Source organism: Formosa sp. Hel3_A1_48, from assembly GCF_001735715.1.
GTDB lineage: Bacteria > Bacteroidota > Bacteroidia > Flavobacteriales > Flavobacteriaceae > UBA3537.
Genome location: NZ_CP017259.1, coordinates 472,576 through 495,402, shown reverse-complemented (window position 1 = coordinate 495,402; position 22,827 = coordinate 472,576). Strand labels below are relative to the sequence as shown.

Genomic DNA, 22,827 nt, shown 5'->3' with positions numbered 1-22,827 from the left:
AAATTTTACATCAATTGAAATTCGGCAGCGTTTAACATTTTTGTAAATAAAGCCTCCAAACGTATACGAACTTGAACATCACTCCCCGTTTGTAAGTATTGATACCATGCAGAATTCCAATATGATGGATTTAAGTCATTAAGTACAGACATGAAATATTGAATTCGATCATTGTCTATAGATTCGCAATAAATGAGTTCTGCCATATCATTAACTAAAGTGTAGGCGTCACTTGCTAGAGAAAAAATTCCCGAATTTTCAACAAAATCAACAGTGTCAAATTGCACCCTAATGTTTGTATTAGGGGCATTAATTTTATTTTTACCAGAAATAAAAGATTCAATAAGTTTATAACGCGCTATAACGGTGTTGGATGAAAACCAACTGCGGTCAAAGTTCGGCCCTTGATAATCTGCAGGGTATCCCGCCACAGTGTCAGGCGAAAATGGGTTAACACTAGATCCTGGAAAAAAGCTAAAGTAGCAAAAGCTATGATGAAATTTATAAAAATTGATTTGATCCGTTGTGTATGATACTGGTGAGGGGCTGTAAGATGCTTCTGGATTTGGGAGTTGGAGTTGTAAAAGATTTATCATTTCACTCAACATTTGAATCGGATTTTTAACAATGCTGCCTATAATTTGATCAGTACTATCACTATTATCTTCATCAAAAAAATGTTTTGATTTCAAGAGTGTTTTGGTGACTTCCAATACAGAAAAATTAGAGGTTATAAGTTGATTTGCTAGCGGAGTGATGATATCATCTTCTACATCTTGACTCCATTCACTTTTTACGAAAAAACGATACAGCTTTCTGCAATAGGCTTTGGCTGTTTCAGGTTGAGCAAAGACCATATCAACATAATTTTCCAATTCCATATGCACTTCACTTTCTGAACTCCCACCTGCAATAGTGGTATTGCCAAAGGCACTAGAAAAGGTTTTTGGATTGCTATCGTGCTGAAAAGTATTGACATATCCCATAGGAATTCCCGTATCGGGATCGATTGTGTCTCGTAGCGGTTTCATTTTAATCCCTGAAAAAACTTTGGCGGTTTTTTGAATATCCTCCTCTGTATAATTTGTGTAATTTCCTTCATCAATTTGTGGTCCTTTAAGAACTGTAAACAACTCTAAAAATTCTCGCGCATAATTTTCATTGGGATTATTTTTATTATTGGTGGTATTGTCCAAATAGTTTAGCATTGCATTATCGAAGGTGATTTTTTTTGCCAATGTTTTTAAATTGCCAAAGGCATAAAAGTCCAATAAACGTAAGTAATCGTAAAAAAAAGAGGACTTACCCACTCCATTGTCTTTGGAAACTGTAAAAGTGGTGTGTAGAAAAAATATCAACTTGTGCTTCAGACTATTTTGCTTTAAGCTATTATACCACCACCATCCATATACAATACCACGCTTTCGGCCTTGGCCATTAGGGAAGTCTGATGGAGCTGTATTTGGGGTGTGCAACCAAAAGTCATCAACAATTCCTGTATTATTATCTGGTTTCCAATCGTATGGATGTTCCCAAAACACATTAGGCTCTTGTGCTAATTCATCTAAAGCTTGTTCTGGTGTCAATCCAGAATAGAAGTCCAAAGTAGTTTTGCTGTAGTGAAAACAACTTCGCCTTAGTAGGTGTTTGGCTTTCCGAACACCCAAAACTGCTGTTGATGGAGACAGAGATGGCATGCTCAAATTTAGTTAAAATATTTATAATCAAATCATTAATTAAAAAAACCCACACGAGGTGGGTTTGTTTGGTATGTGATTAAGTCAGCTTACAGCAGTAATAATTCATTGACAATTACTTCTGTAGTATAGCGCTTTTGTCCCTCTTTATCCTCGTAGCTTCGTGTACTGAGCTTGCCTTCAATGGCAATCTCTTTACCCTTGGAAACATATTGCTCGATGAGCTCGGCAGTTTTGTTCCACGCAACCACATTGTGCCAGTCTGTTTTTGTTTGTTTCTGACCGTCTTTATCTTTGTAATGCTCGTTTGTAGCCAAAGAGAATTTCGCAAGTTTTTTACCACCTTCTAAAGTGATAATTTCTGGGTCGTTACCCAAGTTACCAATTAACTGTACTTTGTTTCTAAGTGTGTTCATAATTATTTTTTTAATGGTTTAACAGTTATGCAATCGAACTTTTCGACACCACAAACTTAACCCCCAAAAAACTACTTAGTCGGGTGTTTGTTGTTTACTTTCATTTGTAATCGTTTGTTGTCGTTTGTAAATGAATATTTTGTAGTTTTACAAAAAAAGTACTTATGAGTTCCAAACAATGCCCAGAATGTGGAGAAAAAATAATAGGCCGCACCGACAAGAAGTTTTGCAGCGATGGCTGCCGCAATACCTACAATAACCGCATGAACAAAGACCAAAAAAATTTAATGCGAAACATCAATAACCGCTTGCGTAAAAACTGGCGAATCTTGGAACAATTGAATCCCCATCAAAAAACAAAAAAAACAAGAGCTCAGCTCATCGCATTGGGTTTTGATTTCAATTATTTTACGAGCATTTATACCACCAAAACCGGGAACACCTATTATTTTGTTTATGACCAAGGATATTTGCCTCTTGAAAATGATTTTTTTGCTTTAGTTAAGCGTGATTGATCTTGAAAAACATTAATACAATCTATTTTTTCGTCTTGAAAAGGATGTAATTTGAGTTTAAAATGCTCGTTTTCAGCCCTTTTCACTCACTAATTTTCCCGGTTATTACAAAATATTACCGTTTATTACATCAATTGTCCGTTTGTTACATCTCTATTGTGAAAATCTTGAACACCTAGTATATTTATAGAAGTAATTTTTTACAACTATTTTTTTAAAAGTTAAATTGGTTAATCTTAAAAAAGCACCTACTGTAGAGGTGCTTTTTTTTTAAAGGTTTATTTCAAAAAATAAATTACTTTTGACGCATTAAATTCAATACTTATGAAAATCAAATACTTTTTACTATTGACTGCCTTTGGCTTATCAATTCAATTCAATCATGCACAAAACCAACAGAATTTATTGGATCACTACAAGGCGTATTATGCTCAAATGCAAAAGCAAGGCGATGTAGATGGTGTAATTAATGCGATGACGCATTTACTGGTATTGGAACCTAATGTAGCGCGACAAGATACCTTGGCTGCGTTGTATATGAATGAAGGTAAGTACATACAAGCCCTAAATATCTTGGGTATTCAAAAAGATGAAACAGATACTGATATGGCAGTAGAGGTAAAAGCGGTTAGTCTAAAATCGCTCAACGAGCCAGTAAGAGCTTTAGAACATTATGAGCTCCTGTTTAAAAGAAAACCAAGCGTTGGATTAGCATACGAACTAGCAGATTTAAAGATTCAAACCAATGATTTAACAGGTGCAAGCCTAAACATCACTTATGGGATTGCGAATAGTTCTGCTGAAATGATGAAGCCTTATTATGAGGCACAAACCCCTTATCAAGTTCCTATAAAGGCAGGCTTTGTATATTTGAAAGCGATCACTAAATTTAGAGAAAATCCTGAACTAAATCACGCTTCAGCTATTGCCTTATTAGATGAAGCCTTGGCTATGGCTCCCGAGTTTAATTTAGCTATTTTGGCCAAAACAGCGATAACAAATCAAAAACTAGAACAAGAAAAAAACTAGCATAAATTTGTTAAGAGAAATAGTCTAAATACTATTCAGAAATAGTTTGAGTGGCCTTTTCGTGTATTTTGTTGATTTGTCTTACAAGGTTTTGGTATGCTAATAAAACCTTCTCGCGTGCAGATGCTGTAAGCTCTTGTGTAGCCTCTGAACCATAATATTCATTGTATAGAAATACTTCTGTCTCAAGAACTTTAAATCGTGCCCAAATGGCATTAGTGTCAAAAACTTCAGGAGTGTTTAAAGTTAACTCTTCAAAGTAATTTTCGATTTCATCTTTATTGCCCTGAAATGAATTGGATTTGTTCTCTTCTAACTTTTTAAGTTCTTTTTCTAACACAAAAAAAGCGGTCCATTGATCTAGTTTGGTCAGAGCACTATCGTCAATTTCAATTGTGGGTGTAGATTGTGGATTTACTTTTTTGTCCGATATAACCGTCGATGTCGCGTCACTTACTTCAATATTAGTAAGTTCGTTTTTTTTTGATTTACAGCCCAATAGAGTAGCAAGGCTCAAAAACCCAATCACAAAAAAATTATTACATTTGGTATGTTGTAAGCACATGTATTTACAATAAATTATAGTCTAACAAAGATGGCAATAAATTAGGTATTATACTAGAAATAATTTTAGGCGGTTCGACAATAAAATCAATTTATAAGCACAATAAATCAATAGATGCAACAAAATTCTACACATCTTATACTTGGAGCTTCTGGTCAGATTGGAACTGTGCTGACAACTGAATTACGCAAGAAATACGGGGCATCTGCTGTAATCGCTAGCGATATAAAGATACCCAAAAAGGAATCCTCACAAATGGGTTTATTTGTTCAAATAGATGCCACGAGTTATGATGCACTTCAAAACGTTGTCCAAAAGTACAATGTGTCCACTGTCTATTTGATGGCAGCAATGTTAAGTGCCAATGCCGAAAACTACCCAAGCAAGGCTTGGGACTTAAATATGTCTTCGTTATTTAATGTTCTTAATTTGGCTAAAGACGGATTCATTAAGTATGTGTTTTGGCCTTCAAGTATTGCGGTTTTTGGGCCATCTTCTCCAAAAATCAATGTGCCTCAGTTAACAATTATGGAGCCTACTACCGTCTACGGAATTTCCAAGCTCTCTGGAGAGCGTTGGTGTGCCTATTACAACAAAAAATATGGAATCGACGTGCGGAGTTTGCGTTTTCCTGGTTTAATCGGTTGGCAATCAAGTCCTGGGGGAGGAACGACGGATTATGCCGTTGATATTTTTCACAAGGCAGTAGCTCATCAGCCATTTGAATGTTTTTTAGCAGAGAATACTGCATTACCAATGATGTATATGGATGATGCCATAAGGGCTGTAATTGAACTTATGGAAACCGATTCAAAGAAAATTAAAGTTCGATCGTCCTATAATCTAGGCGCATTGAGTTTTACTCCCAAAACTTTATATGAATCTCTTTTACCATTATTTCCAAATTTTGAAATAAAGTACACTCCTGACTTCCGTCAAGAAATTGCTGAAAGCTGGCCAGAGAGCATAGATGATAGTAGTGCGAGGAACGACTGGGATTGGCAGCCTCAATTCGACTTGAAACGAATGGTGGATGATATGTGCTATAATCTTAGGAACAAATAGTTTTTAAGGCTCCTATTCATTTGAGTTGCTAAAAAATCAAAAAACCCTACTCTTAAAGTAGGGTTTTCGTGGTACCTCCAGGAAGAAATTACTTTATTTCATTTAATCTCAAAAACACCTAAATCATTAAAAATTAATGATATAACATCATTTTTATTATAAAGACATAAAATGAAATAAAGACAAATAAACTACAAATAACTAAACTGCGCACACCTTTGAGCACACCCTTTATGCGCTGTATATTAGCCGTATGAAGAAAATAATTAAACCACAATTAGGAACTGTAAGGTACAATTTGAAGGAGTCCAAAGAGACATTAAAACAAAGTAGAAAAGAAAGTCCAATTTCATTGTGGTTTTCCTATGGGAAACGACAAAGATTAAGATATTCAATTGGAATATCAGTAGGTTATGCAGATTGGGATTTTGAAAGACAAAGGGTTAGAAGAAATCGAAGTCTTATAATTAATTCAGCAACAGTTAATAGGTACCTTGACAAGTTACAGAATGAACTCATTCGTGATCATTCGGAATTAGTATTGGAGGGAAAAGAAGTCAATAATGAAGTTTTAAGATCTATTCTCGATAGGTTGACAAATCGAAATATTGAATCAGAAGTAAAAGTAATTCAAGATGATTTTTTTGTTTTTGCAGATGAGTTCATCGAGGAGAAGAGGGGTAGTATTGAAAATGTTACTTTACTACTATATAAACAGTCCTTAAAGAAACTTAAATTGTTTTCAGATTCCACAACATCAATTGATTTCACATCTTTCACAAGACCTATTTTAAACGACTTTAAGAGGTTTTTGGAGGTTGAACAAGGGTTTAAATTAAACACCATTTCAAAACATTTCAAATCAATAAAAACAATTGTGTTGGAGGGGAAGAGGAGAGGTTTAATTGGAGATGTAGATTTCAGGTTGTTTTCAATTCCAACGGAGGAGCCAACAAAGATTTATTTAAGTGAGAATGAAATATGTAAGATGAAGGATTTAGATCTTTCAAATGACAAGACTATGGAGTTGGCAAGAGATATTTTCTTAGTGGGTTGTTATACTGGACAACGAATTAGTGACTACAATAGATTATCTGGTATTGATATTGTAGAAAAGGATGGGGTCCATTTTTTTGAAATTCTTCAAAAGAAAAGTGGTGTTAAGGTTAACTGTCCAATCACACAGGAACTAAAAGAAATTATGCACAGATATAATAACCAACCCCCTCCAAAACTATCAGACCAAAAGATAAACAAGTATCTCAAGTTGATTGGTAGAAGATTAGATATGAATGAAGATGTTTTATGTCATGATACAAAGGGAGGAGTAAAAAGAACCTATATTCGTCCAAAGTGGGAAATGTTGGAGTCACATACTGCACGTAGAAGTTTCTGTACCAATATGTACTTAAAAGGAATGTCAATTCAAGATATCATGCATTTTTCGGGTCATAAAACTGAAAAGGAATTTCTTAAGTATATTAGAATCACATCAGATGAGCGCACCCGACATATACTGAGACAGAGATTTTTTAATGTGTAAATTATAAAGTTATAAGGTGCTTTAGTTACCGGTAACGTTAGTCAACTTCTCTAAAACCTTTAAAAAATCCAATTGTAAAATCTACAATCCATTTAATGGATAAAAAACTAAACCACAAAATAGAGATGAAAATGTGCCAAAATACTTTAATGAAATTAACAAAGAGAATGATCAACATGTAGATCATTTGAAAAGTAGCAGCGTTTTTCCCTCTTACTTGAACACCTCCTAATTTGAAACTGGAGTAATTCGGTTTTAGGATGTTATAAGAACCTCTTTTATTTTTGAGGGAGGTACTAATCCCATTTTTTGAAACATTAAAGTTAAAAGGACCACTATTGTATCTTCCAATGAACTGAAAGTTTCCGTTTTGGAAACCCATTCTTGCTCCCTTAAATAATCGTTTGTGAAGACGAAGTCCGTGTTTAGTGTTTATAGTAGCGCCAACTCCATCTCCTTTAAATGTTTTCGTTGCAGAAACACCACCAGTTCTTGAAACTCGGACATTTTTTCCTCTGTATTCTATTCTTTTTGAAGGGTTGTCTTTATCTTTTGAATTAGTGCTTGACATGAGTCAAAATTAAGAAATTAAAATAAGGAGATTGAGATGTTTGAATTTTGATTTCCCCTCCCCCTATTAATCAAAGTTGCAGCAAAAGTAAATCTATTTGTGACTTAAGTTTTACTTACCATTCTGAATAGGGTCAGTATTTGGCATTAGTTTATTAAGGATGAAATAAACCGGGCAGAATTTTGTCATTGGACTTATAAGTTGAAGTCCGCCAACTGCTACCGCGATCCACACAAAGTTCAAGTTGGATGTGTATAGCGTTAAGCCTGCACTTATTAAATACAAGACTCCTACAATTGCATCATGTGCTCTTACTTTAGAAACATTTTTTTCCATATTGATTTATTTTATTGGTTTAGAGCAAGATAATAATTTTAAAGTAAAAAAACCGCTATACTACAATAGTATAACGGTTTTATCATTATAAGTTGCTCCCCCTATTATTCAAAGATGCAGCCAAGAATTTCTTAATTCACCTTCCTCGCTACATAGAAACCATACCCAAAGTAATCCTTAAACCTTTTGTATAGCTCTATTTCATCTTTGTAAGATTGAACAACTTCTTTTGTCTCTTCGTCTTTGGAAAGATCTTTCTTAAGAGTTGCGAGCTCCTTTTCTAAAGGACTATAGTAATTGCTGAGCCAACTTTCTTCAGATAGAATGAAATGATCAAGGAGTTGGTATCCGGATTTTATAACTATGGGATTGCTTTTAATGCGCAATTTCAAATGGGGAACAACCTTTGTAAATTTTGAAAACTTTACAGACAGAAGACAAAGTAGGTTTTCACCTTTGGTTTTGCCACCACACGACAATCCAGAATTTCCAGAAATTTATGCGCCTACGGACGGTTTTATTTTTAGTGTAGGAGTAATTATTAAACCTTTTGGTCAAAAAAGATGAAAGGTTTGCATTGTCCTGATTTTCGATTTTTTTTATGAGCGCAATTTTTATTTCCTCTATCAAAATTTCTGTTTCATCCTTTATGATTTCAAAACCGTGTTTGCTCAGCACTTTTTCTAATTCTAATGTTTGGATGCCTGTCTTTTTGTTTAGAACAATTTGTCCAAGCTCAACCGTTTTTATGTCACAACCCAATTCTTCCAACTCCCTTAATACAGTTGATTTGCATCTGTCACATACCATATTCTTTATGTTAAGGGTTTGTTTCATAATACTTTTTATAGTGCCTGAAATGGGAAGGGCTATTAACCAACCAACCAGTATTTCCTTCCCATATCAGGGCATTATTTTAATGTTTCTTTTAGGTTCTTCATATAATCAATAATCAAGGTCTTTTCAGAATTGGACAACTTAGCATCCTTGTGAATCAAGGTGTAAGATGCTAGTGGCATCTCATCATCTTTAACCTGACTAATTATTGACTTTAGTTTGCTGTTTTTTCTTCGGTTGGAATACGCATCCCATTCATTGAAATTCAATTCTTCCTTTCCTTCATTAATGTGGTCTTCTAAAAACCAAGCAACAGGTTGTACCTTATTGTACCAAGGGTATTCTGTGTTATTACTATGACAATCATAGCAGGACTCTTGTAATAATGCGCTTATGTTTTCTTGGGTGTTGTTTACCAACAAGAAGTCAGTTTTTGGCACAGTATCACTTTGATTGAGGTCTGTGGGCACAAACTGTATGCCCACAAATCCAACCAATAAAATCAGTGCTATGATTTTTACAATTTTCATTTAGTTAATTTCTCGCTGTACTTTACCACATTTCAACATCTGGCTTCCATAATATGGATTGCGTATTTCTTCCTTTGTACTCAACCAAGCTGTACCGCCATCATACATTGGACAAAATTGCTCGTATAGTTTCACTTGTGTTCCCGTAATAGCTACCATATCAGTAACATCTTTGCTCAAAACTTTAAAATGTTCGCGTTGGTGTTTAATATCACTTTCACTGATATGTTCTGCGTGCTCGATAGCATCTTCCATAATGTCCTTTAATTCTGATTGCTGAGCATCCGTATATTTTGAAATGTCAAGCTTTCCTAATGATGTTGCGAGGGTTGCACCCAATTCTTTAGCTTTGGCATTATCATCTGCCACTAAGGCATCCTTTAAGTTGAAATAGTCATTTAATATTGTTTGGGAATTTCCATCTCCGTTCATTGCCATTTCCTTTTTATCCACATCGTGGTGACCATCGGAATTATCGTGGTTCATTTTTGAATGGTCTTCCTCAGTAATCATTTCAGAATTGGTACTGTTTTCTGTTTTCGCATCTTTACAAGACATTGCTGATAAGCTTATAAATGCCATTACCATAATTGTTGTTAATCTTACTTTTTTCATTGTTTAAAATTTAATTGTTATTACTTGATTTATTATTCTATTACTTGTTTTACTTCTCCACAGGTTAGCATTGCGCTGCCAAAATATGGATTGATTACTTTTTCTTCTTTGCTCAACCAATATGCACCATTGTTGTTATCTGCCATTGGGCAAAATTCTACATAGACCTTTTCATCGACACCAAATAGTTGTACAGCATTGATTAGATGTGATGATAAATGTTTAAAATGGTCTCTTTGTGATTTTATATCGGACGTTTCAGAAATTGAAGTTGCAGAAGATTTTATTTCGCCTTCTAATGACATCCAATGGTTATGCGCCTTATTATCTGACAACAATTTCATATCTACTTTATTCAATTTATTTAATAAAGTTGTTGCGTTTGCTGAAGTACTTTTTGAATCTTCTTTTACTAAAGCATCTTTTAAATTGATATACTCATTGAAAACAGCTTTTAACTGCTCTTGAAATTTCATTGATACTTTCAAACGCTCATTCATATTAGTGTGGTCACTTTCTTTGTTGGGTGAATTGTTATCCATACCTAAATGACCTTCGTGTCCAGTCATTACTTTGCCACCATCTTTATTCATCATAGACTTTTTGCCTTGTAATTGTGCTGCTGCATCAACCGTAAATGTTCCGTTAGTCACTATTTCATTTCCAACTAATAAACCTTCTAAAACCTCATATTCATTACCTATTTGATTACCTAAAACTACTTCTTGCATTTCAAAAACGGTTTGGTCTGGATTTGTTTTTAAGTAAACCACAGAGCGTTCTCCAGTCCATAACACAGCAGATGCAGGAATCGATAAGATTTCTTTATTTTCATTCTTAACACTATCAATATTTGCAGACACAAACATTCCTGGTTTAAATACATAATCTTTATTATTTAGAACTACACGTAAGGTTATTGTTCTTGTTTTACTGTTCAAAATTGGGTCTATGAAATCGACTTTTCCTTTAAATACCTTATTTGCATTTGCATTGGTAGATACAGAAACTTCTTGACCTTTTTTAAATAACTCTATCTGGTTTTCATAGACATCAAAATTTGCCCAAACCGTGTTGAGATTGGCAATCTTCAATAACGGTTGACCTTGTTTTATGAAATCGCCTTGCTCTACTAATTTTTCGGTAACTGTTCCTGAAACGGTTGCATACACAGGAAAGTTTTCTTTCACTTTTTGGGTTTCTTCAATCTGATTGATTTGATTTTCAGAGAGCTTCCATAACTTCAATTTATTACGAACCGCTTTGTATAAAGCTGGTTGTGATTCTTTTAAAGATGCTGCTGTAATCAATTCTTGTTGCGCTGCATAGAGTTCTGGCGAATAAATGGTTGCTAATAACTGACCTTTATGAACTTCTTCGCCTGTAAAACTCACATTCAAATGTTCAATTCTACCTGAAAAGTAACTTACCTGTACCGCATTGGCTTCTTCATTTTCGGCAATCTTACCAGATAGTTTAATGGTATTGCCTTCTGCATTGCCTTTACTGACAACAGTTGTTTGAATATTAGCCAAAGCCATAGCGTTTTCTGTAAGCTTAAATTGGCCTGCTAATAAACCATCACTTCCGCTTTCTGCAGGAATTAAATCCATACCACAAATGGGGCAATCTCCTGCTGCTGGTTGCATAATCTGTGGATGCATTGAACAGGTCCACATTTGATTGGTTTCTGTAACTGCATCGTGATTATGGTCTGTATCTTCTTTTGATGAGCCACCAAACAGTATCCACCCTAAAAGTAGACCTACAGCTAATATTCCGAGATAAACTATATATTTTTTCATTTCTTTATTTTTTTCGTTTTAATAATTTCTTAATTGAAGGTGACGAGGTGTACCACAACAAAAACCCACTTAAAACGGTTATCAATCCTAAAAGTGAAAATGCTCTCAAAACAATGGTATTAAAATTGTCTCTGCCTTCATAGTCCATAGTATGTGTCATCCAAAGAAAATCAAACCAACGCCAAGAACGATGTCTTACGGTTTGAAATTTTCCGTCGCTTACAGAAACGTATGCTTTTAGTGCTTCATCTGTTTTATATGAGATAACATAAGCAGGTAGTAGTTTTTCTCGATACTCGTGGTGTTTTCCAGTTTCAGTAATTTGCTCAACAGATTCTACCTCTAAACCACTTTTCATATGGTTTTTGGCAATATAGAGTGCCTCATCCTGCGTAATACTATTTTTTGGCATTCCATCTAAAGCATTATACAATTGCTCTTTATTTATCCAATAGTACGGTGCATTATCAATATCTCTTAATTCAATAGTCTTTATTCCATTTGAAACATCCATTTCTGAAGGACTTATTAAACTATTAAATGCTTTGGGTTGATACTCCAAGTTTTTAAATTGGTCTCCGTGTATTTCATCGATGTTCGTCCAACTAAAGTATAAACCACTAATAGTCCAAAACAGGAATTGAATCCCTAAAAAGAGACCCAAATACCTGTGGGTTTTTCTAATTTTTAACGCCGTATGTCTATTTACCATAACAATTTAATTTATAAGCATTAATGTCGCCATTACAATCATAATAGCATTTTCAATAAAAGTGGCTTCTGTCATAGGTAATTTTAAAGCAGTACCTAAACACGCACATCGTATTGATTTTTTGTCCAATAATGTTTTTGTTACTCCAATTGTTGTTATCCCTAATACTATTAGTGTAATTATTAAAGCTATATTAATTTCAAACCGCATTAAAAACATCAGTCCTAAAGCTGTTTCAATAAATGGATAAACTTTCCCATAAAAAGGAACACGTTTAGCTAAAGGGTCGTACATACGAAAGGATTCTGGAAAACCTTTTAAATCTAACATCTTGAAAAAACTAAAAACGATGTAGAATAAGCCCATAAAGTCCAGCATAAACTCGCTCCAACTCCAATTTTTATAATTTAACAATACGCTTGCTGACGCTATATAGAAGATGATGAGTAATAGTGGTTTAAGTTGTTGTAATTTGCTTTTTTCTTCTTCAATCTCAAAACTTGAAGATTGCGTAGACGTAAAAACATTCTTTATTTCTTTTTGAGTTATGGTATATTTCGATGCTAAAGACTTTTGAAGTTCTACAATATCAATATGTTTATCCATAGTTATTGTTGCTTCTTGATTTTCAAGATTAACTTCGACATCGGAAACATCATCTATATCTCTTAAACTGTTTTCTACAGATGCTTTACAACTGCCACAGGTCATTCCTTTTATTTTATATATATGTTTCATTTTTTTGGTAGCTTTAATGTTACTGTTTGATTAAATGATAAATCATCAATATGACCAGCAATAGCATTATCATCAGTTTTAAAATGCATATGCATATTGGTAGTATGATGAGTGAAAACTGCTTTATGCTTTGTGGAATAGAAGCCTATAATTTGAACTCTTCTATTTGCTAAAGTTCCATTTAAACCAGATTCCTTATGCTTTTTATGGTTGTGGATAGTATCACCATCTTTCCAATTTATGACGTGCCAATCCACAGAGGCGATTATACCTTCTAATAAGAAAGGAAATGGTTCTTCAGTATTGATTCCACTATTTGTGGCGAGTTCAAAAATTTGTTCTTCTAAATCACTTTTTGTCTTACTATTCTCGATTTGAAAAGTATCCCATTCTTCCACTTCAGCATATACTAATAAAGACGCTTTTAGACTATAAGAATCTTTAATTTGCAAGCTACTATCAATCACAAAGCTGTTGCTCGGTTTACTATCAAATATTTGTATTTCACCTTTGAGATTATCTACAGCACCAAGAGCATATAGATGTTTCTTTTTTGAAAGTGTATCTAAACTAATTACGGGTTGAATGTTACCAGACATTATTGTTCTTAAAGCTCCCGAATGTTTTACTAATATTGAGACTTCTTTTTTGTGTGTGTTTTGGCAAGAGGTAAAAGCAATTACCATTATTACCAATACGATTATATATGTTGATTTATTCATAGTTTAATTAGTTAAATAATTAATTATAGTAGTTTGTACAAAGTAGGTCTTCACAGATTCTATTTGGTTCATTTGAAACTTTAGCTGTAACTCTTGAATGTCTAAAACATCATTAAAATCAATCGTTCCTGTTTCATAGCTTTTGATTAAAATATCTTCTGCATCTTTTGCTTGTTTTAGGTTTTTAGTTTGAGTAGTATAACTTATTCTTGCAGAAATACGCTCATTAATCGCCTTGCTTAAAAGTGTTTCCAAAGTGTTTAATCGTTCCTGCTTTTGAACTGTTATTTCTTGCTGTTCTAACTCGTTTTGTTTGGTTTGGGATTTATATTTCTTATTGAAAATTGGGATTGACACCGAAACCATTGGCATTACAATATCCTTTCCGTTATCGCTGAAATCCATATTTGGCCTTTCTGAAACATTGATATAATCTAATCCAAAACCAATCATTGGACTGCTTTCTTTTTGATTTAATAATTCTGATTGCTCTATGGATTGATAGAGCTTATCATATTTTAGTAATTCAGGATGTAATGCTAAATTTTCAGAAGTAATATCAAAGTCTTCAGAAGGTATCATTACACTATCTACCACATTCACGGTAACATCATTATCTCTATTCAATAGATTATTGAATTTGGTTTGTTCTGCTAAAAATTGTTGTTGCAATACATCTTTTAATTGTTGCATTTCGTTTTGACGCATTTGCAATCGCAACACATCTACTGCGGATGCTTTACCAACCTCAACAGAAGTTAATGCCAACGTCTCATAAGTTTCTAATAGTTTAATGTTTTCAGTTAAGACCTCTTGCTTTGCTTTGTTCGCGTATAGATTATAATAGGATTGTGATACCGAAGCCATTAGTTTTCGCTTTGCGATAACAATGTCCTCGTATTTAGCATCTGCCAATGAACTCACATAATTTTCTCTCGATGTAATGGTTCCGAACCACGGTAACATTTGTTTAGCAGATACTTTAAAGCGTTGTGCACCTGTTCTGGTTTCCGGTTCACTTACAAAGTAACCAACTCCAAATTCGGTGTTCGGAATGGTATTGACTTCATTCACTTTTTCAGAAGCTCTTTTGTATTGTAACTCAAACTTTTGAATTTCTGGATTGTTTGTTAAGGCTTCATCTATGAGTACTTCTAATTGTTGTGCATTTCCTTTGAGAACAAAGAATAACGAACAAAGAAAAAAGACTGTTTTTATGTGTGATTTTATGTGTTTCATTTTACAGTTCTTTTAAGTTGAACTTCGGCTTTCCAGCTATATAATACTGGTACTACAAATAAGGTTATTAAGGCTATAAGCATTCCACCAAAACTTGGTATTGCCATAGGAATCATAATATCGCTACCACGTCCTGTTGATGTTAATACTGGTAATAATGCTAATATGGTTGTAGCTGTTGTCATTAAGCAAGGTCTGATACGTTTTTCTCCTGCTTCTACAACAGATGTTCTTACTTCCTTTTTATTATCTGGTGTGTTTCTATTGAAAGTTTGCGTTAAATACGTTGCCATAACTACACCATCATCCGTTGCAATTCCGAAAAGAGCAATAAAGCCCACCCAAACTGCAACACTTAAATTAATAGGATGCATCTGAAATAAATCACGTAGATTTTCGCCAAAGAAATTGAAGTTTAAAAACCAATCTTGACCATAGAGCCATATCATTAGAAATCCGCCTGCAAATGCTACTGCAATACCTGTAAATACCATTAATGATGTACCTACAGAACGGAATTGGAAATACAGAATTAAGAAAATAATTGCTAATGCTAAAGGCACAACAACCGACAAGGTTTTTTCGGCTCGCAACTGATTTTCGTATGTTCCTGTGAATTGATAATTAATACCTTTTGGTACTACTAATTCGCCATTATCTATTTTTTCTTGAATTAAGGCTTGTGCATTTTCTACAACACTTACTTCTGCGAAACCATCCATTTTATCAAATAATACATAGCCTACTAAAAAGGTGTCTTCACTTTTAATTACTTGTGGACCTTGTTCATATTTTATTGTTGCCAATTCGCTTAAAGGAACTGGACTGCCTTTTTCTACTGGTACATAAATCTGTTTTAAGTCGGTTGGATTAGCTCTTAACTCTCTTGGGTATCGAACACGTACACCATAACGCTCTCTACCTTCAACGGTTTGGGTTAATACCATTCCGCCAACTGCAACTTTCAAAACGTTTTGAACCTCTTCAATGGTAACGCCATAACGTGCAATTTTTTCTCTATCAATATCAATTAACAAATAGGGTTTCCCTACGATACGGTCTGCAAAAACAGCTTCATCTTTTACACCTTCAGCTTGTTTCAAAATATCCTCTAACTGCACACCAAACGCTTCAATTTGTTTTAAATCTTGACCTTTTACCTTGATACCCATTGGCGCTCTCATTCCTGTTTGAAGCATTACCAATCTGGTTTCAATAGGTTGTAGCTTTGGTGCAGAGGTAACACCAGGCAATTTGGTGACTCTTACAATTTCATTCCAAATATCGTCTGGTGATTGTATTTCTGGTCGCCAATTTCTATAAAACTCACCATCATTATCTTCTATTAATTGAGAGTTTTTAATTACGCTCAAAGTAACATCTTTAGTATTATTTGGATTTGCGATGAATCGTCCATCTTTCAATTCAAACAAACCATCTTCATTTATTTTATAGCGTTGACGTTCTTCGTTTTCATTAAGCATATATTCTGGTTTGTACTGAATGATATTTTCATACATTGATAATGGCGCTGGGTCTAAAGCTGATTCTGTTCTTCCTGCCTTACCAACTACGGTTTCAATCTCTGGAATACTGGCTACTGCCATATCTAATTGCTGTAAAACACGTTTGTTTTCTTCTACACCAGAATGAGGCATCGAGGTTGGCATTAGTAGAAATGAGCCTTCATTTAATGAGGGCATAAACTCTTTGCCTGTATTTTTCATAATGAAAAATCCTGCAATGACAATAGCTGTTGGGACAGACAAAAAGAGCAACTTATTATCTAAACACCACTTTAAAATACGTGTGTAGTATTTTATAAATAATGAGAAAACACCTAATAAACCAAAGCAAATAACACTCACAAAAATGAGATTCCAAAAAATGCTTTTATCAATGCCTAATGGTCTCCAGTATTCTGCTAACAAGAATACAATAGCTGATACCGAAATAATGATATTGATAAGATTAGCTTGCTTGTCTGTTATCTTACTTTGAAGATTGAGAAGTGCTGTAATTCCAAACGCTATCAAAATCAATCCTAACCAATATCCATAGACTATTGCTACAATTCCCAATGCTATTAAAACGCCATTTAAAACATATTTAAAAGTGTTATTAATGCTTTTCTTTCGGAATAAAAATGCAGCGAAAGGCGGAATTAAAAATAGCGCTACAATTATAGAAGCTGTTAATGCAAAGGTTTTTGTGAAAGCCAATGGTCTGAATAGTTTTCCTTCTGCACCAATCATCGTAAATACAGGAATGAAACTAATAATGGTGGTCATTACTGCGGTTACGATTGCACCAGATACTTCGGCTGTTGCGTTGTAAACTACCGTGTTAATGGATTGTGTGCCATCATCTTCATCTAAATGTCGAATTATATTTTCTGATAGTATAACACCAACATCGACCATTGTACCAATAGCAATAGCAATACCAGATAATGCGACAATATTAGCATCGACACCAAAGAGTTTCATCGCTATAAATACCATTAAAACTGCTACTGGCAGTAGTCCAGAAATTAATACGGACGCTCGAAGATTAAACACCATTATGATTATAACCAAAATGGTAATCAATATTTCAAGAGTTAAGGCTTCATTGAGTGTACCTAAAGTTTCTTGAATTAATTCTGTTCTGTCATAAAAGGGTACTATGGTTACTTGGGAAGTTCTACCATCCGCCAATACCTTTGAAGGTAATCCTGTACTTAATTCATTAATTTTTTCTTTTACGTTATTGATGACTTCCATTGGATTTGCACCATAACGAGCAACCACAACAGCACCAACAACTTCTGCACCTTCCTTATCTAAAAGCCCTCTACGTGTTGCAGGACCTAAAGAGACTTTTCCAATATCTTTTATTCTGATTGATGTATAGTCTTCGGAAGTGACTACCGCATTTTCGATGTCTGAAATGGATTTCACATAACCCAAACCACGCACTAAATATTCGGCTTGGTTAATTTCCAAAGTTTGTGCACCAATATCTTTATTGCTTTCCTTAACCGCTTTTACAACGTGATGCAATCCAATATTATACTGACGCATTAGTTCTGGATTTACATCCACTTGATATTCTTGAACATAGCCACCAATAGAAGCAACCTCTGAAACACCACTTGCAGAGGACAACGCATACTTTACATAGTAATCCTGAATACTTCGTAATTCCTGTAAATCCCAACCACCAGTTACATTACCGTTTTCATCACGACCTTCAAGCGTGTACCAAAATATTTGTCCTAATCCTGTGGCATCTGGACCCAATGCAGGATTAACACCTTCGGGTAATAAACCACTTGGTAAGGAATTAAGTTTTTCGAGAATACGACTTCTACTCCAGTAAAATTCTATGTCTTCTTCAAAAATGATATAGATACTTGAAAAGCCGAACATAGAAGAACTACGGATCGTTTTTACCCCAGGAATTCCTAGCAAGGACGTCGTTAATGGGTACGTAATTTGATCTTCAATATCTTGTGGTGAACGACCATCCCATTTAGTAAATACTATTTGTTGGTTTTCACCTATATCTGGTATGGCATCTACAGCAACAGGATTGCTTGGTAAGAATCCTGTATCCCAATTGAAAGGTGCGTTGACTGTTCCCCAACCTATAAAGAGAACTAATAATAAAACTGCTACGAGTTTATTTTCTATTAAAAATTTGATGCTTTTATTTAGCATTGGCTTTGATAATTAAACAATTAGACATTGGTGTTTGAAAAACACCGAATACAGCAAATTATCCTTACGACATTGCAGTCATAGGATAAAAGAGTCTATTGTTTAAAAATCAAATTAAGTATGTCTCGTCAATCTTGTAGAGTTGCCTGACGACGAGTGGCGGTTTATATTCTTCGTAAGTAGATACATTATTGTCTAAACCTTCAAAAAGGTTAATAAAAGTATAAACAAATGAAGCGATGAATACCTGTTGCTCAAATGAGATTTTGTCAACTTGCAATTGTAATTCGTCTTGACCTTCAATTGCTAATTGTTCATCATCACAACAATTTTTCTTGGTAATAGAACATCCTTCGGTTGAAGGCTTTTCCATTTCCATTCCGCACCCTTTGGCTTTTTGAAAGATAGCAGTTTCTACTAAAGTATCTCCACAATAATGCATATTCACAGTAAATGACATTGTAGAGCATAACACTACAAAAGCCATTGCTAAAGACATTATTTTATGGAAAAACTGCTTCATATTGATTGCGAAGTTACGAAATTTTAACAACTATTGATTTTGTTTAACAGAAGTTTAATTGAATAATCTGCTTAATCCCAACTCATTCGTTGTAATCTAACTGCATTTAAAATTGCTAATAATGCTACTCCTACATCTGCAAAAACTGCTTCCCACATTGTGGCTAAACCACCTGCTCCTAATATCAATACAATAACTTTAACTCCAAACGCTAAAATGATATTCTGCCAAACAATTTTTCTTGTAGAACGACTTATTTTAATGGCTCTAACTACTTTTGAAGGCTGGTCTGTTTGAATTATAACGTCTGCTGTTTCAATAGCTACATCACTACCTAAACCACCCATTGCAATACCAACGTTACTCGCTGCTAAAACTGGTGCATCGTTAATACCATCACCTATAAAGGCTATTTTGTTTTCAGGATTTTTCTTTAAAATTTCAACTTCGTTTAATTTATCTTCTGGTAGTAAACCACCTTTAGCATTTTCGATATTCAACTCTTTAGCGACTTGTTGCGTAATGGAATCTTTATCACCGGAAAGCATCATAATATTTTTAATGCCTACTTTGTGTAATTCTGTAATAGTTTCTTTTGCATCCTCTTTTAATTCATCCGCTATTACTACATAACCTGCAAATTGATTATCGATTGCAACTAATACTATAGATTCTACAATAGTTTCCGTTTCACTTGGAATATCAATACTATTGGTAGTCATCAAGGCTTTGTTACCTACTAAAACAGTTTTATCGTTTACTATACCTTTTAATCCTTTACCAGCAATTTCAGAAACTTCTTTTGCTTCATAGCTATTTTCAGTTCCTTTATATACCATTATGGCTTTAGCTATTGGATGCGTGGATTGTTCTTCCATCGCCATTAAATATTGCATAAATTCGGTTTCTTTCCAACCGATTGCTTTTACTTCTTTGATTTTAAAAACACCTTTGGTAACGGTTCCTGTTTTGTCCATTACCAAAGTATTTATCTTGGTCATTGCATCTAAAAATGAAGCACCTTTAAATAAAATTCCATTTTTTGAAGCTGCTCCCAAACCACCGAAATAACCTAATGGTATTGAAATCACTAACGCACAAGGACAAGATATTACCAAGAAAATTAATGCTCTGTATAACCAATCTCTAAATACATAATCATCTACAAAAAAGTAAGGTATAAAAGTAACACCAATAGCTAAAAACACTACAATTGGTGTGTAGATACGAGCAAACTGTCTGATAAACAATTCTGTTTTAGACTTACGAGCTGTTGCATTTTGAACCAAGTCTAATATTCTCGCAATAGAACTATCTTCAAAGATGTTGGTTACCTCAACTTCAATAACGCTTTCTAAATTAATACTACCTGCATAAACCTTTGCATCTTTCTGAATAGAATCTGGTTTGCTTTCTCCTGTTAATGCTGCGGTGTTTAGAGATGCTTTTTCGGATAATAAAATACCATCCAATGGAATTTTTTCACCTACTCGAATTTGTATTTTCTCGCCAATATTTACAGCTTCGGGCGATACACTTATATAATCACCATCACGAAATACATTGGCTTCTTTTGGCCTAACATCTAATAAGGCTTTAATATTTCCTTTTGCTCTATTAACTGCTGCGTTTTGAAATAATTCTCCTACTGCATAAAATAGCATTACTGCCACACCTTCAGGATATTCACCAATGATAAACGCACCAATGGTGGCAATAGACATTAAAAAGAACTCGGTAAAAACATCGCCTTTTATAAGACTTTTCCATCCTTCTTTAATTACAGGAAACCCAACTGGAATATATGCTAAAGTGTACCAAACTACTCGAATCCATCCTTCAAATTGAGGAATGGCATCAAAATAATCTACAGCAATTCCTACGATTAGCATCACAAAACTTATAAGTGCTGGAATGTATGTTTTGAATGCACTTCCATTTCCGTGGTCGTGACCATCATCGTGAGAATGTTGTTCTTCTGAATTTGGTTTTAAATCTCTTAAATTGACTTTCTTTTTTTTCATCAAGTTAGTTTTAACAACAACTTTTATTTTCTTGAATTGGTGGACAGGGAACTGTTCCATAAGAACAATACACACAACAATCACCTTCGTTTGGTTTTAGAACCGTTTTACAATGCTCACACTCGTAGAAGAATTGACAAGCATTTGTTGGCATATCTTCTACTTTTTTATGTCCGCAGTTAGGGCAAGTGATTTCCGATTTTAATATGGTTTTCATTAATTTTCTTTTTTGTTAGTTACTTTATAACCTGTTGCGTTAATTGCTTTCTCAATCTCCAATTCATTGGTTTTAGTTTCGTCAAACTCAATGATTGCGTTACCATTTTCGTATGATGTTTTTGAGTTTACAATTCCGTTAAGTTTATTTACTTCGTGGTTAACGTGTGCTTCACAACTGGCACAAGTCATTCCACTTATTTTATACTCTATTGTTTTTATATTTGATTTATCAACTATTATGATTTGTTTTTCGGTTTTTGGATATAACATACTTGAGTAGTATGGGAAAGCCAACATCACAATTGCAAAAGCTGTTACAATGCCTAAAAAGGTTTTTGACTGCATAAATTTTGGTTCTTTATCCGTTTCACATTCACAGTCGATTTCTTTTTCTGGTTTTAATTTTTGATACCAAGCAAAGAGAAGAACTAATATAGTTAGCCCTATTAAGTAAGGTCTAAATGGTTCTATCCAAGAAAAAGTTGAAGCTACACCACTTGTTCCTGCAATTAATGCCAAAACAGGTGTGATGCAACACAATGAAGCTGTGATTGCTGTTAGGATACTTGTAACCGCTAATTTATTTTTCATTCTATATCTAATAATTTTTCAATGTCTTTTGGAATAGGCATACGTTTTAATGGTGGTACGTTTGCGCCACCAGTATTACCAAGTGGAACGTGATTTATAAATGATTTCCAGCCACCCACAAACAACCTAACTATTTGACCTATTACTTCTTTAGTATCTTTTTGTCTAAATCCAAATTTTAGCATTAGCCAATGTGAATAGGTATGTTCTATAGGATAAGACTGTCCTATTATATGACTACGCTCTAAATGAAACCAAGCATAACCAAACTGTTTATTTTCTAAACATAAACTGTATTGTTTTATTTCTTCGTTATAAGCCTGTTTAAGATGTTTAGGTATTTTAGTATTAAACTTCATATCCACTAATTTTGGATAAAAGTAATTTAATAGTAAGTGCAATGGAAGTGCATTTGTTATCCACTACACTTATCACATATACCTTTTACAACCAAGTTTACATTTTCCGAAACAAAGCCATCAGGCACTTTAATTTGAGGGATTTTATGGTTTGTTAAGCAAATGGTTTCATTGCAATTGTTACAATGGAAGTGTAAGTGTAAATCTGTTTTTATATCACAACTACAACCTTGTTCACACAATGCATATTTAGTAATTCCTGTGCCATCATCAATTTGATGTACAATATCCTTTTCTTCAAAAGTTTTAATAGTTCTGTATAAGGTAGTTCTATCTGCTTTTTCAAAAGCATTTTCAATGTCACTCAATGTTACTGCTATCTCTTTTTCTGCAAGAAACTTATATATAAGCAAACGCATTGCCGTTATGCGAATATCTTTTGACTCTAATAATTGTTCTATTGTTTCCATAA

At 34.0% G+C, this 22,827-nt stretch carries 25 protein-coding genes; 4 read left to right on the top strand and 21 right to left on the bottom strand.

Annotated elements, in window-relative coordinates:
* Positions 1 to 5: 5 nt before the first annotated feature.
* Positions 6 to 1,697, bottom strand: a complete 1,692-nt coding sequence (locus FORMA_RS02205; RefSeq protein WP_069674120.1) for a DUF1800 family protein — start codon at positions 1,695 to 1,697, stop codon at positions 6 to 8.
* A gap of 89 nt (positions 1,698 to 1,786) precedes the next feature.
* Positions 1,787 to 2,113 carry a single-stranded DNA-binding protein gene (locus FORMA_RS02200; RefSeq protein ID WP_069674119.1) on the bottom strand — a complete coding sequence of 109 codons (327 nt, stop codon included), beginning with the start codon at positions 2,111 to 2,113 and terminating at the stop codon, positions 1,787 to 1,789.
* Positions 2,114 to 2,277: 164 nt separating this feature from the next.
* On the opposite strand from FORMA_RS02200, the gene FORMA_RS02195 reads away from it, so the two are divergent.
* A complete protein-coding gene (locus tag FORMA_RS02195) occupies positions 2,278 to 2,628 on the top strand; it encodes a hypothetical protein (protein WP_069674118.1) in 351 nt (116 codons plus the stop codon).
* Positions 2,629 to 2,952: 324 nt separating this feature from the next.
* Entirely contained in the window at positions 2,953 to 3,657 is a 705-nt protein-coding gene (locus FORMA_RS02190) for a hypothetical protein (protein ID WP_069674117.1), read from the top strand.
* Between the two features lie 31 nt (positions 3,658 to 3,688).
* Here the strand turns inward: FORMA_RS02190 and FORMA_RS02185 are convergent, their stop codons facing one another.
* Positions 3,689 to 4,222: a hypothetical protein gene (locus FORMA_RS02185; protein WP_069674116.1), complete on the bottom strand. Its 534-nt coding sequence runs from the start codon at positions 4,220 to 4,222 to the stop codon at positions 3,689 to 3,691.
* Between the two features lie 114 nt (positions 4,223 to 4,336).
* Between FORMA_RS02185 and FORMA_RS02180 the strand changes: the two genes are divergently transcribed.
* Complete coding sequence (locus FORMA_RS02180) at positions 4,337 to 5,287, top strand: NAD-dependent epimerase/dehydratase family protein (RefSeq protein ID WP_069674115.1); 951 nt, start codon at positions 4,337 to 4,339, stop codon at positions 5,285 to 5,287.
* A gap of 253 nt (positions 5,288 to 5,540) precedes the next feature.
* Positions 5,541 to 6,830 (top strand): site-specific integrase, encoded by a 1,290-nt coding sequence (locus FORMA_RS02175; protein WP_069674114.1) that lies wholly within the window; start codon positions 5,541 to 5,543, stop codon positions 6,828 to 6,830.
* Positions 6,831 to 6,867: 37 nt separating this feature from the next.
* Here FORMA_RS02175 and FORMA_RS02170 read toward each other — a convergent pair whose 3' ends face one another.
* The 18 genes from FORMA_RS02170 to FORMA_RS02090 all read right to left on the bottom strand — a co-directional run bounded on the left by FORMA_RS02170 (position 6,868) and on the right by FORMA_RS02090 (position 22,825).
* A complete protein-coding gene (locus FORMA_RS02170; protein WP_069674113.1) occupies positions 6,868 to 7,401 on the bottom strand; it encodes a hypothetical protein in 534 nt (177 codons plus the stop codon).
* A 111-nt stretch (positions 7,402 to 7,512) separates the two neighbouring features.
* Positions 7,513 to 7,737, bottom strand: a complete 225-nt coding sequence (locus FORMA_RS02165; RefSeq protein ID WP_224476890.1) for a YgaP family membrane protein — start codon at positions 7,735 to 7,737, stop codon at positions 7,513 to 7,515.
* Positions 7,738 to 7,868: 131 nt separating this feature from the next.
* On the bottom strand, positions 7,869 to 8,129 hold the full coding sequence (locus FORMA_RS02160) for a hypothetical protein (protein WP_157506012.1): 261 nt from the start codon (positions 8,127 to 8,129) through the stop codon (positions 7,869 to 7,871).
* 58 nt (positions 8,130 to 8,187) lie between these two features.
* Positions 8,188 to 8,574: a hypothetical protein gene (locus tag FORMA_RS02155; RefSeq protein WP_069674110.1), complete on the bottom strand. Its 387-nt coding sequence runs from the start codon at positions 8,572 to 8,574 to the stop codon at positions 8,188 to 8,190.
* A 74-nt stretch (positions 8,575 to 8,648) separates the two neighbouring features.
* On the bottom strand, positions 8,649 to 9,104 hold the full coding sequence (locus FORMA_RS02150; protein WP_069674109.1) for a heme-binding domain-containing protein: 456 nt from the start codon (positions 9,102 to 9,104) through the stop codon (positions 8,649 to 8,651).
* Positions 9,105 to 9,719, bottom strand: a complete 615-nt coding sequence (locus FORMA_RS02145; protein WP_069674108.1) for a DUF3347 domain-containing protein — start codon at positions 9,717 to 9,719, stop codon at positions 9,105 to 9,107.
* A 32-nt stretch (positions 9,720 to 9,751) separates the two neighbouring features.
* Positions 9,752 to 11,524 (bottom strand): efflux RND transporter periplasmic adaptor subunit, encoded by a 1,773-nt coding sequence (locus FORMA_RS02140; RefSeq protein ID WP_069674107.1) that lies wholly within the window; start codon positions 11,522 to 11,524, stop codon positions 9,752 to 9,754.
* A 4-nt stretch (positions 11,525 to 11,528) separates the two neighbouring features.
* Positions 11,529 to 12,236, bottom strand: coding sequence for a PepSY domain-containing protein (locus tag FORMA_RS02135; RefSeq protein ID WP_069674106.1), 708 nt, complete (start codon positions 12,234 to 12,236; stop codon positions 11,529 to 11,531).
* 6 nt (positions 12,237 to 12,242) lie between these two features.
* Positions 12,243 to 12,974: a heavy-metal-associated domain-containing protein gene (locus FORMA_RS02130; RefSeq protein ID WP_069674105.1), complete on the bottom strand. Its 732-nt coding sequence runs from the start codon at positions 12,972 to 12,974 to the stop codon at positions 12,243 to 12,245.
* The gene (locus tag FORMA_RS02125) at positions 12,971 to 13,696 is read right to left on the bottom strand and encodes an acetolactate decarboxylase (protein WP_069674104.1); all 726 of its coding nucleotides are present in this window, start codon (positions 13,694 to 13,696) and stop codon (positions 12,971 to 12,973) included. Before FORMA_RS02125 ends, FORMA_RS02130 begins: the two co-directional genes overlap by 4 nt.
* A gap of 3 nt (positions 13,697 to 13,699) precedes the next feature.
* The gene (locus tag FORMA_RS02120; protein WP_069674103.1) at positions 13,700 to 14,935 is read right to left on the bottom strand and encodes a TolC family protein; all 1,236 of its coding nucleotides are present in this window, start codon (positions 14,933 to 14,935) and stop codon (positions 13,700 to 13,702) included.
* The gene (locus FORMA_RS02115) at positions 14,932 to 18,639 is read right to left on the bottom strand and encodes an efflux RND transporter permease subunit (protein WP_069674102.1); all 3,708 of its coding nucleotides are present in this window, start codon (positions 18,637 to 18,639) and stop codon (positions 14,932 to 14,934) included. The genes FORMA_RS02120 and FORMA_RS02115 overlap by 4 nt, the downstream gene beginning before the upstream one ends.
* A gap of 109 nt (positions 18,640 to 18,748) precedes the next feature.
* On the bottom strand, positions 18,749 to 19,162 hold the full coding sequence (locus FORMA_RS02110; RefSeq protein WP_224476888.1) for an HYC_CC_PP family protein: 414 nt from the start codon (positions 19,160 to 19,162) through the stop codon (positions 18,749 to 18,751).
* Positions 19,163 to 19,233: 71 nt separating this feature from the next.
* On the bottom strand, positions 19,234 to 21,186 hold the full coding sequence (locus FORMA_RS02105; RefSeq protein WP_069675413.1) for a heavy metal translocating P-type ATPase: 1,953 nt from the start codon (positions 21,184 to 21,186) through the stop codon (positions 19,234 to 19,236).
* A 10-nt stretch (positions 21,187 to 21,196) separates the two neighbouring features.
* Positions 21,197 to 21,403: a GDCCVxC domain-containing (seleno)protein gene (locus tag FORMA_RS09365; RefSeq protein WP_083236541.1), complete on the bottom strand. Its 207-nt coding sequence runs from the start codon at positions 21,401 to 21,403 to the stop codon at positions 21,197 to 21,199.
* A complete protein-coding gene (merTP, locus tag FORMA_RS02100) occupies positions 21,403 to 21,996 on the bottom strand; it encodes a mercuric transport protein MerTP (protein ID WP_069674101.1) in 594 nt (197 codons plus the stop codon). The genes FORMA_RS09365 and merTP overlap by 1 nt, the downstream gene beginning before the upstream one ends.
* A complete protein-coding gene (locus FORMA_RS02095; RefSeq protein ID WP_069674100.1) occupies positions 21,993 to 22,355 on the bottom strand; it encodes a DUF3703 domain-containing protein in 363 nt (120 codons plus the stop codon). Before FORMA_RS02095 ends, merTP begins: the two co-directional genes overlap by 4 nt.
* 56 nt (positions 22,356 to 22,411) lie before the next feature.
* Positions 22,412 to 22,825: a Fur family transcriptional regulator gene (locus tag FORMA_RS02090; protein ID WP_069674099.1), complete on the bottom strand. Its 414-nt coding sequence runs from the start codon at positions 22,823 to 22,825 to the stop codon at positions 22,412 to 22,414.
* Positions 22,826 to 22,827 lie beyond the last annotated feature (2 nt).